General features: G+C 58.1%; 14 protein-coding genes. 2 read left to right on the top strand and 12 right to left on the bottom strand.

Annotated elements, in window-relative coordinates; all coding sequences use genetic code 11:
- Positions 1–134: 134 nt before the first annotated feature.
- From INT40_RS16860 to INT40_RS16820, 9 genes are all read right to left on the bottom strand, one after another.
- Complete coding sequence (locus INT40_RS16860) at positions 135–518, bottom strand: hypothetical protein (RefSeq protein WP_193072914.1); 384 nt, start codon at positions 516–518, stop codon at positions 135–137.
- Between the two features lie 13 nt (positions 519–531).
- The gene (locus tag INT40_RS16855; protein WP_193072916.1) at positions 532–735 is read right to left on the bottom strand and encodes a hypothetical protein; all 204 of its coding nucleotides are present in this window, start codon (positions 733–735) and stop codon (positions 532–534) included.
- Between the two features lie 68 nt (positions 736–803).
- Positions 804–1,085: a hypothetical protein gene (locus INT40_RS16850; RefSeq protein WP_193072918.1), complete on the bottom strand. Its 282-nt coding sequence runs from the start codon at positions 1,083–1,085 to the stop codon at positions 804–806.
- Positions 1,086–1,166: 81 nt separating this feature from the next.
- Positions 1,167–2,186, bottom strand: coding sequence for a hypothetical protein (locus tag INT40_RS16845; protein WP_193072920.1), 1,020 nt, complete (start codon positions 2,184–2,186; stop codon positions 1,167–1,169).
- A 35-nt stretch (positions 2,187–2,221) separates the two neighbouring features.
- Positions 2,222–3,412, bottom strand: coding sequence for a hypothetical protein (locus INT40_RS16840; RefSeq protein ID WP_193096553.1), 1,191 nt, complete (start codon positions 3,410–3,412; stop codon positions 2,222–2,224).
- Positions 3,413–3,488: 76 nt separating this feature from the next.
- Complete coding sequence (locus tag INT40_RS16835; protein ID WP_193072925.1) at positions 3,489–4,166, bottom strand: hypothetical protein; 678 nt, start codon at positions 4,164–4,166, stop codon at positions 3,489–3,491.
- 13 nt (positions 4,167–4,179) lie between these two features.
- Positions 4,180–4,938 (bottom strand): L,D-transpeptidase family protein, encoded by a 759-nt coding sequence (locus INT40_RS16830; RefSeq protein WP_193072933.1) that lies wholly within the window; start codon positions 4,936–4,938, stop codon positions 4,180–4,182.
- A gap of 190 nt (positions 4,939–5,128) precedes the next feature.
- The gene (locus tag INT40_RS16825) at positions 5,129–7,060 is read right to left on the bottom strand and encodes a hypothetical protein (protein ID WP_193072935.1); all 1,932 of its coding nucleotides are present in this window, start codon (positions 7,058–7,060) and stop codon (positions 5,129–5,131) included.
- 164 nt (positions 7,061–7,224) lie between these two features.
- Positions 7,225–7,989, bottom strand: a complete 765-nt coding sequence (locus tag INT40_RS16820) for an HNH endonuclease family protein (RefSeq protein ID WP_193072937.1) — start codon at positions 7,987–7,989, stop codon at positions 7,225–7,227.
- A 112-nt stretch (positions 7,990–8,101) separates the two neighbouring features.
- On the opposite strand from INT40_RS16820, the gene INT40_RS16815 reads away from it, so the two are divergent.
- Positions 8,102–8,344, top strand: a complete 243-nt coding sequence (locus INT40_RS16815) for a hypothetical protein (protein ID WP_193096552.1) — start codon at positions 8,102–8,104, stop codon at positions 8,342–8,344.
- A gap of 77 nt (positions 8,345–8,421) precedes the next feature.
- Here INT40_RS16815 and INT40_RS16810 read toward each other — a convergent pair whose 3' ends face one another.
- Both INT40_RS16810 and INT40_RS16805 read right to left on the bottom strand, forming a co-directional pair.
- On the bottom strand, positions 8,422–8,652 hold the full coding sequence (locus tag INT40_RS16810; protein ID WP_193073200.1) for a hypothetical protein: 231 nt from the start codon (positions 8,650–8,652) through the stop codon (positions 8,422–8,424).
- Between the two features lie 6 nt (positions 8,653–8,658).
- Positions 8,659–9,816, bottom strand: a complete 1,158-nt coding sequence (locus tag INT40_RS16805) for a hypothetical protein (protein ID WP_193073197.1) — start codon at positions 9,814–9,816, stop codon at positions 8,659–8,661.
- 1,779 nt (positions 9,817–11,595) lie between these two features.
- Between INT40_RS16805 and INT40_RS16800 the strand changes: the two genes are divergently transcribed.
- Positions 11,596–12,078, top strand: a complete 483-nt coding sequence (locus tag INT40_RS16800; protein ID WP_193073196.1) for a hypothetical protein — start codon at positions 11,596–11,598, stop codon at positions 12,076–12,078.
- 367 nt (positions 12,079–12,445) lie between these two features.
- Here INT40_RS16800 and INT40_RS16795 read toward each other — a convergent pair whose 3' ends face one another.
- The gene (locus tag INT40_RS16795) at positions 12,446–13,939 is read right to left on the bottom strand and encodes an MFS transporter (RefSeq protein ID WP_193096551.1); all 1,494 of its coding nucleotides are present in this window, start codon (positions 13,937–13,939) and stop codon (positions 12,446–12,448) included.
- Between the last annotated feature and the right edge of the window lie 26 nt (positions 13,940–13,965).

Here is a 13,965-nt window from a genome sequence, read left to right as displayed (position 1 = left end):
ATACATGTGTTGGACCTTCACTTCTTGCTATGCGCTGACAGCGACTCCAGGCCAGAGGGACACTGATGTCGACTGTGCTGCCGGATTTCTCATCTCCCGACAGGCATGGGCCCAGGAACGGCTGGGCGGAGTCTTTACCCGTCGTGATTGCCTCGTGCCAAATCTTTGGTCTCACGACGATCAGCGATGACGCTCACAAGTGCGATGATCGCGGAGCCGATGAGCACGACAAGTCCGATGATCCACCCGAATTGGTAAAGCGGTTCCACGGTGTATGTCAGGTAGGCGGCGAAGAGGCCGACCGCAGGCGCGTAAAACGCGAAGATCACTTGCGGACCGCCACCAGAGTCAATGCGCGGCAGAAAGAAGATGAGGAAGACAACGACAGTAGCGGCGAGGCCGAGCGCCGGAAGAATTGCGTTCAAATCGGTGGCTTGCCTAACGGTTTCTTCCCACTGCTGTTGCCAGTAGCCATTCCCGGCCCGCCCTTGGGAGAGGACGATTGTTGGCGCGTACATGTGGAGCACCTCTTCATTTCGCGTGCGGTGAACTCTGGGACATGTTGGCATCGGCAATAGAGGCTGAATCCGGCTGGGCTGCCGGCAGCGGTGGGTACTCCCATGTGCCGGAGTGCATGGTCACAATCACGGTTTCGCCGCGACGCTGATGAGCCATCCGATGCCGGGTGATGCCGTTGGGCTCGTACACCCGGTCGCAGTTGTGACAGGTGGGCATAATCTTCTCCTTGAACTTGTGAGAGGGATAGTTCTTATCCCAATCAGAATTGGGAACCTGACCTGGTGCTATGCGTTGCCCTGCTCGCGCAGCGAGTCGAGAATCCCCTGGGGCAAATCGGTCAGCCGCTGGACGATCGGTGACGGTGCGCGGCGATTCGACTGGTGATCATCGCTACGTCGGCTCTCTCGCATCATCTTCTCCACGTGTGCAGCGCCATAGCCGTTGAACATGGTCCAACTTTCATCAAGCAAGACCACCAATGCCTTCGGGTTTCGGCGTTGATGCTTTCGCACCTGGGCGGTGAGTATCTTGTTCTGCCTGCGGATTGGTTTCGGCGTGCACGACATGAGATCTCTTTCTCCTTTCGGATGATGGGCTCGTGTTTCTCACTTTCACCAGGAGTGGGAACCTGTCGTGGTTCGTGTCTATTACTTGAACATGCGCATGGTTGCCCTCACGCTGCCGCGCAGAATGTCATAGGAGCCACGCAGCACCCAGTAGGAGACAACGCGACGTCCCAGCCTTCCACCACGACGCCGGCCCTTGCCCAGCTGTGACTGAGGGAGAGGCTGACCCTTCTCATCGAGGCCCCGCTTGGCCATCTTCTTCACATGCTTGCGGTAGGCCTTCTGGTCCTTGTTCCAGGCTTTGGCTTCGTAGACGTCTCTGCCGTCGTAAAAGGCTGAGCTATGGTTGCGGCGCTGTGCATCGATGACTCCGGCAACGTTGGGATCTCCTTCGCGTTCCAGAGTGCCGAACGTTCTCGCGGGTACATTCGGGTTCGCTGCCACAGCTGCTCGAATGGCCGGGTTGGAGTGGGCGGAGAGATAGTTCAGCGCCTCAGGTCTCGCAGAGGGGTTAGCCGCGATCTCGGCCTGAACAGTGTCGTCTCGAACAGAGGCCAACTGCGACAGCGTCTCTGGTGGAGTCCTGGAGTTGGCAGCCACCGCTGCTGCGACAGCAGCGTTGTCCTCGCGCCCGGTCAGGCAGGCTCGCAGCTCATCGTCACCGGCTCGAGTCTTCGCGTATTGGATGACGGCGTGGTCGCTCATGTTCGGGTTCTCCAGCGCTGAGACCCTCACGAACGGGTCCGGGTCATCGCGCATCGTCACCAGCGCCCGCTCATCCATCGACTCATTGGCAGCGACGGCGCCACGCACCAGAGGCGATGGATGAGAGGCTAGTTCGGTCAGCTCCTCAGGATCAGTCGAATCCAGGGCCTGTTCCTCAGTCTCCAAGAGCTCACGGCGCTGCTCATCGCTCATCTGGGCAATCGAGTCCTCCAACGAGTCCATCGAAGCATCAGCATTGACTGAGGGCACGTATTCCTGAGACCACGTTTGGGCCAGGTTCTCATCCAGTGGTGGTAAGTCCGGACGCGACTTCGCGGCCTCAGAGAATTGCCCACCCTCGGGGATGCCTGCCTGTACGCGATTGAGATTGCTCATACCCTCACTACGTGCGGCGATAGCGCAAGTTGGTCTCAGCCCTCATCTTGCGGCACTCCGAAGTGCTTGATCGAATGTTGGCGTGCTGAGCGTTGGACCCATGAACGGTCCAGGCTCACCTCGTGAGGCTTGAACGTCTGGGGTCCCGCAGGGGAGTCGATCGTATTGCCGACTGCCGTAATCGTTCCGCTGGAATCGATGTCGCTGATCTCGAAGGTCGCCCCATCTCCTCGCGCGATTTCGTCACCAGCCTCATAACCGTCCTTGTTCGGCGTCCTCGCAGGGCTGAGGATTGTCGAGTAGTCGGTTTCCATCTTCTCGCGAAGGATTGAAAGGCGCCCGGTAAGTGCCTGATATTCCGCACGCTGTGTCGCGGTGACTCCGGTAGACCTGATCGTGTCGAGGCGATCGCGAATCGATTGTCCTTGGCTGATGACCTCCTGATTTGTCAGGTCTGCGTCGTCCCCGGTGGTGTCTAAATCAACGAACTCTGTGGTCACCTGGCCGCCAGTTGAGGAGTGGACGAGATAGGTGTTTTCTCCGGCATCAGTTGATTGGTAGGCGAATGCGGACTCTGGGTCCTCCAGCCGGCTGCACAGGTCTGCTGAGACTTTCTCCGTTCGGTTGATGGCCGACTGGTCCGGCAGGTCGTCGAGCTCGCGTGTGCGAGTGACCAAGAACGTGTGCTGGTTGCCCTCGTCGGCCCGATGAAACGGGGACGGTCCTCTCACGTACTCTCCTACCGAAGTGTGGACCTCCTCAGCATCGAAACCGGCATGAGCAAACTCGGCGTTGAAGCGTTGCTTTTGTCCGACATCGATTCCCAAGTCTTCGCCACGGTCATTGAACGCGTGCACGACTGTGGCATTGGACAGTCCTATGTCGGGTTCATCGATGCTGATACGAACGGTCCTCACCCGTGAGTCGATGTTGGCCATTGCATCGGCGGCAGACTTCATGCGGATCCGACGTTGGCGGAACCCGTCTTCGTCAGAGAGGAACTGGGCTGCTGCATTCCGGTCGGCGCCAGAGAGACGGTCGAGTCCGATGTCCTCACGTACCGAGAACCCGTCCATGTCGTCATCGAAGTCCATCTCGTCATCGTCGGCGGCGGCCACAGCCAGGCTCGCAGAGAGCTCTGCCAAAGCCTGCGGACGTGACTTCGCAGCTTCTGAGAATTGCCCACCTTCGGGGATGCCTGCCTGTACGCGATTGAGGTTGCTCATACTCTCACTACGTGCGGCAATGGCAGAGAGCACCGACCGTCCGAGTTAGACGGTCGGTGCTCAATGTGAGCTCAGATCAGTCGGAGGAAGTACTCGAGTCAGACTCGATCAATTCGTTTGAGTGAGCGATGATGATGACGTTTTCGACCGATTTGCCCGCTGTGCGCTGCAAACAGGTGAGAATGACGAGCTTGCCCGGCTCGTCTGACCACACATCCTCCTCGTCGGAGATATCAGACTTCGTCACCGAATATGCCTTGTCGATGGTGAAACTGCGGTCTTGCGCAATGACTTCTTGGCCCGCACTCACCGCGGGGGTTCCGGCTGCCACGTTGATGAGCTTGTTGCCTGGCAATGTAGCGCCTTGGACCGAGTGCAAGGCGATGATCGTCGTGCCGTCCTCGGGGGTTTTCGGCGTGGCACGGCCATTGATGACAAATGCGGGGTAGAGCTCGGGCGGGTTGATGACTCCGCCGACTTCGTTCATCGTCTTCAGATCAGTCGACATGTCCACCGCGGGGACCCTGAGGTCGCCGCTGGCAGGTTGAGGATCCATCTGATCAATCTCGGTCTGCGACGGCGGATCATCGAGGACGATCTTAGGCTCCTTGGCTTCGGCTGCCGAATACTTCGAACCAGGATTGAGTCCGGAGAAAACCAGGTAGCCGCTTGCGGCCAACAGAGCCACGATGAGCGCAGTGATAACCCACGGCACCCATCGGCGCCGTCGCGTGGACCGAGATTGATCAGACATCAGATTGTGCTCCTTACTTCACGATTGCCATCTGGGCCGAGTCGGAGCCTTCCCAGTCCAACAGGGTCAACATCGCCGACTGGGACACTGAGACGCATCCGGCTGTTTTGCCGCTGCCGGTGTTGACGTGGAGGAAGATTCCCGAGCCCTTGCCGGGAGTGTTCTTCGGGTTGTAGTTCACGACCTGGCCATAGTTGTAGGCCGGTGTCTGGTACATCGACTCGCCCTTGTAACCGTCGGACTTCCGCTTGAGAGTGTTGTAGCCCTTCGTGGCATTGCCATCGACCCACACATGATCCTTGGTGACCTTGACATATTTGCTGCCACCGAACTGTTTCGGTTCAGCCTTGACTCCGAATCCGTAGCCCATGTCGAAGACGCCCGATGGTGTCTTGCCATCACCTTCACGCTTTTTGTTCTTGGCCGCGATCCCGTTGTAGCCAACGTGGCCTTTGGCTTTGTGAGCTTCGTAGTAGTTGCCCTCCCACTTCTCACAGGCTTGAACGGTGGCGTTAGCCCCGCCTGTGCCGTTGACGTAGATGACCTTCTTAGCCTTAGCTCCTGATGGCACCTTGCATTTGCTGCCCAGATCTTTCGGCTTATGTGGGGTTCGATCGGTGATGTCCTTGCCCGAGAGCGTAAAGCCCGTTTCGACCCTCTTCGGATGGTCAGCGGTGCTGCCGCCAAGCCCGACTGCCTGAGCCGGTCCAGCCCCCATGAGCATTGTCGACGCGACAGCGGCAGTCGCGGCAACTGTGGCCGTTCGAGTCATGGTTTTTGCAATGGATCGTGTGCTGATCACTTTATATACCTCCTGGTCAGGTCCGTGTTCGATGGACACCAAACACACGTGCGGCAATTCGAGAAGACGACAAGCCGCACAGACACCTCTGGGGTCCACCATGATCGATGAACCCCAGAGGTGAGTCGTGCGAGGTGACAACGCTGAAGCGAAAAATCACTCAGCTCTCGTTGTCAGCCTTATTGCGGTTGCGCCGAACCAGGGCCCAGGTGGAAGCACCAGCGGCTGCCAGAAGGCCAGCCAGGCCGCCACCGATGAGGCCGACGTTCATTCCTCCTTCTGCCTCAGCATGTGCACCGGTCTTGACCTCGTGGTCTTCGGGTGCCGGAGCATCGGGAGTCTCAGGCTTCGGAGCTTCCGGCTTCTGCGGAGTGGGGAGTTCGATCGAGACAACCTCACTAGGCACGCCGTAGTCATCGGCGAACTCAGTGTTGAACTCGTTCTCTTCGCCCGAGACGACAAACGCCAAAGCACCCTTCTCACCGGACTTGATCGCGTCTTTGTCTATTTCCAGAGGAGTCGTCTCGTAGGTGGCGGTGCCATCGTCGTCGCACTCAACCTTCTGTGTGACTTCATCGACCTTCTTCGCGTCAGCCGGAACTTCCTTCGACTGTTCGATGACGCCATCAGACTCGAAGTAGGTCTCCGTCTTGATCGTGATCTCAGAGCCAGGGGCGCAGTCTTCAATTGTGCCGGTGTCGTGGACCTTGGCTGGCAGGGAATCGACTGTGCTCTCAGAAGCCTGAGTCTTCACCGTCGGCTGGTATTTCGAGAAGCCGGTCTCCTCCGAGATACCGTACTTACCCTCCCAGCCTTCGTTGTTGTCGTTTGGCTTGATGCTCTCAGTCCACACGACATATCCGGCGTAATTATCGGGCAAGGTCACGGTTGCCGATTTGTGGTCACCATTTCCGACGTTCTTGGAGATGACAGTGCCAAGTTCCTTGGCATCGGCAGGCACCTCATCAGAAAGCTTGGGTTTGGTCTTCGAGGCCCAGAGCTTGTGCTCGACGTCGACCTTCTGTCCTTCAGCCAGGCCCGAGATTGTGAAGTTGTCATAGACATCGTCACCTCCGATGAAGGACTCATCAGAGATGTTCGTTGTCACCTTCGGGCTCGAGTTCGCGTCCAGAGTGTCTGCGGCCTCAGCGGCCGCTGTCTGCTTGGTCACGACCTGCTGCAACGAGTAGCGGTCGTAGTCCTTTGCGTCATAGTCCTTGGGCTTGTGGACGTTCACCGAGGAGCTGGGCAGAGAATCAAAGGATGCGTTGACTTTGACCGCCTTACCCTTGTCGAGATCCAGATCGATCGTCGTCGGTTTGGTCGCAGACTTCACAGTCGCCGACTCGGCCTTGCCACCATCGACCGAGATCTTTCCGGTGAAGCCTGGGACATTGACACCGTCGGAGTTCACGAGGGACACCTCAGCCTTTCCGGTGGCCCCGTCCTTGTCCTTCGTCACGTCAACCTTCACCGTGTACTGACCGTTGCCGGCGTACTTCTGCGCCTCGGAGCTCATCGTCTTTGAGTATTTGACTGCATCCGGAAGGACCGAATTCTCAAACGTCGACTTGCCTACTGCCTTGACGTTCTTCGACGTCATGTCCCAGCCAATTCCGCCCGCGACTTCCGAGACCTTGCGGGCCTTCAAAATATCGCGATGGTTGAGGTTCTTCGAGCCGTGTACGTGCTCGGAGATCGCCATGTCATAGGACATCTGCTCGGCTTTGTCACCGCGCTCCTTGTCCCACTTTGCCAGGATGTAGGCCAGCTCTGGGTCCTTCTCGGAGCTGACGTCCTTGGGGGAGTAGCCGTCGGCGTAAGGCCAATCGAGTCCGGCGTCCATGCACCAGGCGCGCAGACCTTCAAGAGTTCCGACTGAGGGGAGGTAGGCCCCGAACATTGTGGCGTTTTCCTTCTCGCCCTGCTGGTCGGTCTCTTCATTGGTCGTGACTCCGGTGAAGCTGGGGTCGCCCTTGAATTCTCCTTTGGCAGCCATGGCGGGCCCGGAGAAGGCTGTGCCAGCCAGCACGACCGAGGCGGCAGCGATGATGCCAGCCCGTCGTGCTGTGGTCTTGAGGGGTGTGCTCATTCAGTTTTAACCTTTCACTTAGCAGCCCAAGCTAGGGTTGCCGTTCTGTCATGACATAGCGGCGCTGAAGCCACTACTACTGTCTATGCGCCGATTTTCGTCGCAGTCGAAGGGTGAAAGGAATCTGTCTACTCCTCGGTAGTGTTTGAAGACAACCGGCTTTGTCAGTTCTCACAGGTCTCGATCGTCGACGTCATGGCCTGGCGATCTGCCGGTGTCACAGGTAGTTCGTACTTGTCGGCGACGAATGCGTACCTGGCAACGAATGTGCAGTCGTAGGCGGGGTTGCCTGAGTCGGTGGGCATCCAGTCTTCGGGCCCGAGGTCGGATTTCGCCTGGTTGGCCGGACCGTCGACGGCGATGAGGTTGTCGGGATCATTCGCGATTGCTTCGCGCTTGTCCTGGGACCAATCTTTGGCGCCCATGCGATAGGTGTACCCGAGTGCCACGATGTGTTCGATCTGAACCTCTGAGGAGGTCGACGGGCCGCGAGTGAAATCGATGGTCTCACCGGTGTAAGGGTCATCAAGTGTGCCGGTGGCTACTTGGCAATCATCGTCGTGGGAATAGGTGACGTCGTCGAAGTCTCGGTTGAGGATGTCGTTTCGCGTGTCGCCACAAAACGATGGATCTGACGAATCATCACCGGTCAGCCAGTTTCCGTACTGAGGGACACGATCGTAGCCGCCCATCGATGAGGCTTCCTTGGTCTCCAGCGATGCGATAAGGGCGGTGGCCTTCTGCCGGTCAACGGTGCCGATGGTGGCTGTACCGTCCGATCCGATGAGGTCATTGAGTTCGACAGAGACCGAAGGGCCGGCCGGTGCGGCTTCATCGGCGGCCTTCGTGGAGTCAGTGTCGACGACGTTCGTGTAGAGGAAGAATGCGGCGATGGCCGCGGCGACGAGGGTGAAGATTGCTTTTCTCATACTGGCCACTGACGTGGGGAGACTGAATGGGTCCCCACGTCAGTTGTCAGTGATGCCTGGAGAACCTATTGACGAACATGATTGTCTAGAGGAAAAACGAAAGGGGCATGTGATGGTCAGCGTCACCACCGAACTCAGTGACGATCAGGCATTGAGGCTGATCATGGGACGACTGAACTATTCGCCGGCAAAAGCCCAAGCCTGGTTGGCTAGCTTCAAACGCAGGCACGGATCAGTCCAACTCGGAGCCCTCATGCGGGCCATCACTAGCCAGCGCGATCAGAACGCACGGGAATTCAGTACACCGCCACCTGGGGGACCCTCACCGGATATCGGACCTAGCTTCGGCAGCTGAGACCTCTCACATTGCAAAACACTGAAGCGGAGGCTCACGAGGAGTCTGCGCTTCAGTGTTCATTGAGGTCGTCGAGCCTATGCCTGCTGTGCAGACCTGGCGTTGATCGCTGTGATGGCGCACAGAACCGGCTGGAGAGAATTGGGGTGGGCTACCGATTCTTGGATCCAGGCTTTTGAAGCAGCATCGAAGTCGCTCGGTGCAAGTCTCGCCAGAGACTCATCGAGACTCGCCTTCAGTCCTGGCTTGATCCAACCGAATGAGGCCAGTCGATCGACACCGGTCATGAAATCGTTGAGGTTGCTCATCGTTGGTCAGACCTTTCCTGCGGCAGGTTCTGTCGTGGACCGGGCTTTGAGAGTCTCGGCCATCGAGGTGAACTGGCGAATGTTGTACTCCACGTCATCGATTGCACGGTGGACGGTGCCCATCGCGACATCTGGTGGGTCGAGGAGAGTGCTGACCATTGTTGTCACCGAGGTGGCATCGAGATTGATGGCTGGGATGAGTTCGTAGGAGTCGAGGTTGGCTGCCAGGAAGTTCCTGTCCAGTGTCATCGAGGCTCCGCCGAAGTAGCCCGGCTTGGCAGGTAGAGACGTGATGAACTCGGCCATTGCTTTATCTGCCTCGACTGTCGTGGGTACTGGGCCAGCCAGGTAGTCGGTGGTCAATCCTGATGTGGAGTGCATATCGGCGATGAAGTCGGAGAAGCCGGCAACAATTATCTCGGGGTCGAGTCCTTGAGGTCGCAGGAGAGTCTGGAAGCGGCCGATCTCTTCCATGCCTGACCCGCGGGTGGCGATCATTCCGACTTCGAGCAATGTCTCATCCAGATGGCTCAGTCCCGTTGTCTCCACATCGGTAAACAAGACGATGGCGTTCTCGTCTGTATTGGCGGGGTGAGCCGGGCGCTGCCAAATGATGCGGCAGTCGGCCACCGCGCGACGAGTGAGTGAGATGGCCGACTTCGGATCCAGAAGCCTTGGGCTCTGAACCAGACGAACGCGAGAGCTGTTGAAGAAGATCGAGGAGAAGACTTCGATGGAGTCAACGTCGATGCTGCGGTAGTGCAGGCGTGAGAAAAGCTCCGGGAAGTTGGATTCAAGCTCCGACCTCAGCGATGAGACGTTCGCCGCGGCCAAGTACAGGGGCCCAACGTCGCCGAGGTCGTCGATGAAGGAGGCCAGTGCAGCATCTGTCTCTGCTGGTAATGGTGCTTGGTCGGAGAAGTAGGCGTCGAGGAATCCGCTGGGTCGAAGAGCTGCCGCTTCGTTGTCGTTGAGGTTGGCGATGATTTCGGAGACCGGCACATCCCGGCTGGGCTTGACGAAGACGGTCGTGGCGGCCACGGGAGTGAAATCCGATCCTCGTGTGACTTCGATCCTCACTGCGATCGGAGCCGGTGACGACGAGACGGTGGTCGTTGATATCCATGCGAAATGTGTCTGTGGGGTGATGGCGATTGTGCCCATGGCGAGTCCTCTTGGTAGGGCGTAGCTGTGTTGTCTCCGTTGACTGAGGTGGGGTGAGCTCGTGGTTCGAGCGACTGCATGTTCGAATAGCTCTCCGGCATCGGCGATCTCGGTGGGTAGGCCGTGTGTTCGATTAGTCGCTTGCAGGGGTCCGGACTGTTTCCGGGTATCTCCGAGCCTGGCAGGCGCCCGCCGAACGCGAAGAGCCGGCTCTGTGAGCCCCCAGAAGCCCTCAGGCGCGCATAGAACATCCCAGCCCGCACTGGTGCCGATTCGTCCACGGTGGGAGCTCCTGAGGGGCCCCAGGAGGCGATCGCAGGCCCGGAATGGCCCCTGGGGCTCTCACGCTCGATTTCACGACGGAAAGCCCGGTTGCTGGGCCCGACGTCAGGCGAGGCAGACCTCGAGCCTGTGCGGACAGTCTCGTCCGTGCCGAGAGACCTGGAGCAACTATTGGCGGCAGGTGAGGATCGTGGGCCTGTCGTCGTTTGTATGGTGGCTGCTTTTTTGGTGGTCGCGGCCGGGCTTGTCGGGGTCGGGTGCAACGGTGGCTAGCTACTGTTTCATCAGGGTGCCACCGGCGTTGTAGCAGCGTCTTTTACTCGTTTGTCCAGGTCAGACGGCCTGTGTTTGGTCCGATTCTGTTATTACTACGTTCCTCACGAACCCATGCACCCCCCTATAGAGAAAAAGAGAGACACCCTGGTGAAAATAAAAAGGCATACATGCGTGAACTAGGGGGCTGTAGTAATGTAGTAATTCTTCTTCTTTAGGAAAAGATATAGATATAAGCACTCTGTCTCACCTTGGGTTTTGTCTCGACAATCGAACGCTTGTCTGATTAAAAGTTTCCTACGGTTGTGGTGATTGCCTGTAGTGTTTGGCCAAATCGGGGTCGTATGAGCCGGTTTTTACTACCAAGTGGCGTGCGTCACATCGTGTCGTTTGATGCTGTTTGTTGCAGTTCAGTTCGGCATGGCCACTGGTAATCAGTTCTGAGATAGTTTGCCGATCTTTGATCTAGTACATGGAAGTACGTGATCGTTAACTGACGTTCATTACCGTTTGATCGCTAAAGCATTACAGCGGGCATCTAGACTGCGTCTGTGAACGTTTGATGTCTAGTCGTATACCGTTGTCACTGTTTGCGTGTGTTTTCTTAGTTGGTTCGCGTTTGCAAACGCAATCAAACTGCATCAAACGGCATAGTGGGACGTGCGTCGATGCTGCCTCTCGGTCCTAAGATGTGTTCGCATGATGGGTTTTTGCCTGTAATGCCTGGTGAGAGCACCCGCGTCATCGAGCGGTCGGGTTTTCGTGTTTCTGTGTGCCGGCTGTGGTTGAGCTGTGTGTGAGTGCTTGATGCGGTGGTTTCTGAGAGGTATACCCCCTGGGGGTGTTGGTGGTTGGTGCGAGTCGTTTTTGGCTCGAATGTGCTGTTTTTCGCTCGGATCGTCAGTTGCTGCATCAGTGGGGTCTGGAGGGTGGTTTTCGGAGCTGTTGTGCGTTCACATGGTGGGATTTTGCCTGTAATGCCTGGTGAGAGCACCCGCGTCATCGAGGGGTCGGGTTTTTCGTGTTCTGGAGATCGGGCCAATTCGGCCACTTTTGGCCCACTTGGTGTCGCGAGTGTTTTGAGGGCAGTTTCGGGTACGAAATGTAGCCCGGATATCGCGTATTTTTAGCCCCCAGTTTCGACGCTGAAGCGGAGGCGAGGAACCACGTCGACACCCCTTCTCTTGTGATGGTGACAACGACCCTTCACGAAAGGAATTGGGCATGTCCATCATTACTGCACTCCAGTCGGCAGAGCATGGCCACGCGACCTCCGGGGCCACCTACCGCGCAGACCTCGACAGCATCCTCCATCAGGTCGACGCATCACCGTTCCCCTTTGTCCCCCAGGTTCTCCTCGAAGATCCCGCGCACGGTGTGGACTATGCTGCCGGCAAGGCTGTCGCGTTCTATTACATTGACGACGTCTACCGACACCGCGTGTTCGAATATTCGGACGACCCGAACGTCCACATATGTGTCGAGCTCACACTGTCGGCTCTGACCGTGTCCGGGCAGTGGTTCATCGACGAGCTCATGATCACATTCTTCGGACGCACCCACCTCATCGACGACTGCGACGAAGAATCCACGACCTTCCTCATCGACCCACTGACAAACCACAAGCCAGCAGCATCGAAACTCGCCGACCAGCTAGCCCTGGCACGCACGCGCCGGGTGGCCTCGAAACGCAGAAGGCTTCTCTGACAGCTCGCCCGACCAGACTGCAACATAGATGACGGCCACCAGCGAATAGTTCGCTAGTGGCCGTCGGTTGGTGATGAGACGGTTGAGATGTCCGCTGTCGTGCAGTGGACCACTCAATTGGGCGGGTCTTGCGTCAATTCGCTGGAGATTCTTAACTTAGATTCTCACCACGTCGCACGGACTATACGGGAACTTGGCACGAACGCAATGAAAGCCTGCCAACGCGGATTGGTTCGCCGGGAGAATGAGCGCGATGACGAATGAGTGATGTCAGCTGATGTCCGGTGTGAGGATCTGCAAACAACTCAGTCTTCACGCGCAGAGCTTTTTGGATGCAGTCCCGGTGGAACTGAGGGGCATCATTGGATTACCTCTTAGGTAGCGCGAGTGCACAGAGTGCGAAGACTATTGCGAACCCGGCTTGGACAAGCATGCAGACTGCCAGAGCCGTCGCATAGATCTGCCCTGATGTTGCTGTGGTCGATCCGGTCAAGGCCGTAGCCAGGAATCCGCCGGCTACCGCAACTCCTAGGCCCATGGCAGCCTGTTGCACAGTTTGGAGGACGCCGGATGCTGCGCCTGCCGAAGTTGGTGGAACGTCGGCGATCATGGCGCCTACCAACGGCCCAAACATGAGGGCCTGACCGATACCCACACCGACCAGCAGTGCTGCCAGCGTCAACGGGTTCAGGTCATCGCTCTGGACGTACACAGACCATGCGGTGACTGCCAACATTGCAGCTTGCACGATCCCGCCGATCGTGAGTAGGCGACGGAAACCGAAACGAGGTGCTAGCTTCCCCGCCCAGATCGATGCAGCGAAGAAACACAGAGCAAATGGGAGCAGCACAAGGGCTGCGTTCATCGGCGACCAACCTAGCCCAGTTTGCGTGGTCAGGGCATAAAGGAAGGTGAATGCGCCGAAGGCCGACTGGAGAATCAACGCCATTACCAGGCCGAGCCGGTAAGACCCCAGCCGCAACAGCGGAGGCGGCACGAGAGGGACGAGGTCACTGCGGTGCAGTGAATGCTGACGCATCCAGAACGCCGCGAATAATACCGGGACCGCTCCCAAGAGCACCCAGGACCACGCCGGCCACCCGAGCGCACCGCCTTGAGATAAGGGGATCAGCAATGCCAGCAGCGCCGAGCCAAGTAGCACCGTCCCGATGAGATCGAGAGAACGGTGGCCTGGAGCGTTAGTCGCTGGCATCCAGCGAAGGGCAGCAAGAAACGCGATGACGCCCATGATGACGCTCATTGCGAAGACAGTTCGCCAAGGTGCACCCAACAGCGGCACGGACAACAATACGCCGCCGAGGACTTGGCCTACTGCGGTAGCGCCGCCCGCAGTCGCACCAAACAGCCCGACGGCCCGGGCTCGTTCCCGTCCCTGCGTGGAGGCTGTGATGGTGGCCAGCACTTGAGGCACCATGGCTGCTGCGCTCACGCCGGCAAGGGCGCGCGCAACAATAAGAATCGTGATTGTCGGAGCGAGCATCGAGGCGAGGGACGCCATGGTGAACCCAGCCATGCCGATCAGGAAGAGGCGTCTCCTGCCGAACAGGTCACCTAACCGGCCACCGACGACCATCGGGGCAGCGAAGCCAAGGGTGTAAACCGACACCACCAGTGATTGTTCAGCCGCGGTTGCCTGCAGCGAAGTGCCTATGTTCGGCACGGCGATTCCAGTGGCGGCGAAGCTCACGACCGACAGAAGTAGCGCTGACAGTGCTGTCATCAGGCCTGCCAGGCCCAGAGTCGGGGGGGACGCTTCGGAGCCGGTGGGCACGGTGGTCTCGTTGAGGTCTCGGTTTATGGGCGGGGGCGCATCATTGTGCGCGTTCGTTCTTGAAGTCATGATTCGACTTTGACAGCAGTTTCATC

Origin of the sequence: Brevibacterium sp. FME17, assembly GCF_014897515.1 — a bacterium.
Taxonomy (GTDB): Bacteria; Actinomycetota; Actinomycetes; order Actinomycetales; family Brevibacteriaceae; genus Brevibacterium.
This window is presented reverse-complemented; position numbering and strand designations above follow the sequence as displayed.

Bases quoted from the DNA above. Each gene is read 5' to 3' on its own strand.
- INT40_RS16825 (WP_193072935.1), bottom strand. From the start codon at position 7,060: ATGAGCACACCCCTCAAGACCACAGCACGACGGGCTGGCATCATCGCT.
- INT40_RS16795 (WP_193096551.1), bottom strand. From the start codon at position 13,939: ATGACTTCAAGAACGAACGCGCACAATGATGCGCCCCCGCCCATAAAC.
- INT40_RS16810 (WP_193073200.1), bottom strand. From the start codon at position 8,652: ATGAGCAACCTCAACGATTTCATGACCGGTGTCGATCGACTGGCCTCA.
- INT40_RS16855 (WP_193072916.1), bottom strand. From the start codon at position 735: ATGCCCACCTGTCACAACTGCGACCGGGTGTACGAGCCCAACGGCATC.
- INT40_RS16815 (WP_193096552.1), top strand. From the start codon at position 8,102: ATGGTCAGCGTCACCACCGAACTCAGTGACGATCAGGCATTGAGGCTG.
- INT40_RS16805 (WP_193073197.1), bottom strand. From the start codon at position 9,816: ATGGGCACAATCGCCATCACCCCACAGACACATTTCGCATGGATATCA.
- INT40_RS16850 (WP_193072918.1), bottom strand. From the start codon at position 1,085: ATGTCGTGCACGCCGAAACCAATCCGCAGGCAGAACAAGATACTCACC.
- INT40_RS16800 (WP_193073196.1), top strand. From the start codon at position 11,596: ATGTCCATCATTACTGCACTCCAGTCGGCAGAGCATGGCCACGCGACC.
- INT40_RS16820 (WP_193072937.1), bottom strand. From the start codon at position 7,989: ATGAGAAAAGCAATCTTCACCCTCGTCGCCGCGGCCATCGCCGCATTC.
- INT40_RS16835 (WP_193072925.1), bottom strand. From the start codon at position 4,166: ATGTCTGATCAATCTCGGTCCACGCGACGGCGCCGATGGGTGCCGTGG.
- INT40_RS16830 (WP_193072933.1), bottom strand. From the start codon at position 4,938: ATGACTCGAACGGCCACAGTTGCCGCGACTGCCGCTGTCGCGTCGACA.
- INT40_RS16860 (WP_193072914.1), bottom strand. From the start codon at position 518: ATGTACGCGCCAACAATCGTCCTCTCCCAAGGGCGGGCCGGGAATGGC.
- INT40_RS16845 (WP_193072920.1), bottom strand. From the start codon at position 2,186: ATGAGCAATCTCAATCGCGTACAGGCAGGCATCCCCGAGGGTGGGCAA.
- INT40_RS16840 (WP_193096553.1), bottom strand. From the start codon at position 3,412: ATGAGCAACCTCAATCGCGTACAGGCAGGCATCCCCGAAGGTGGGCAA.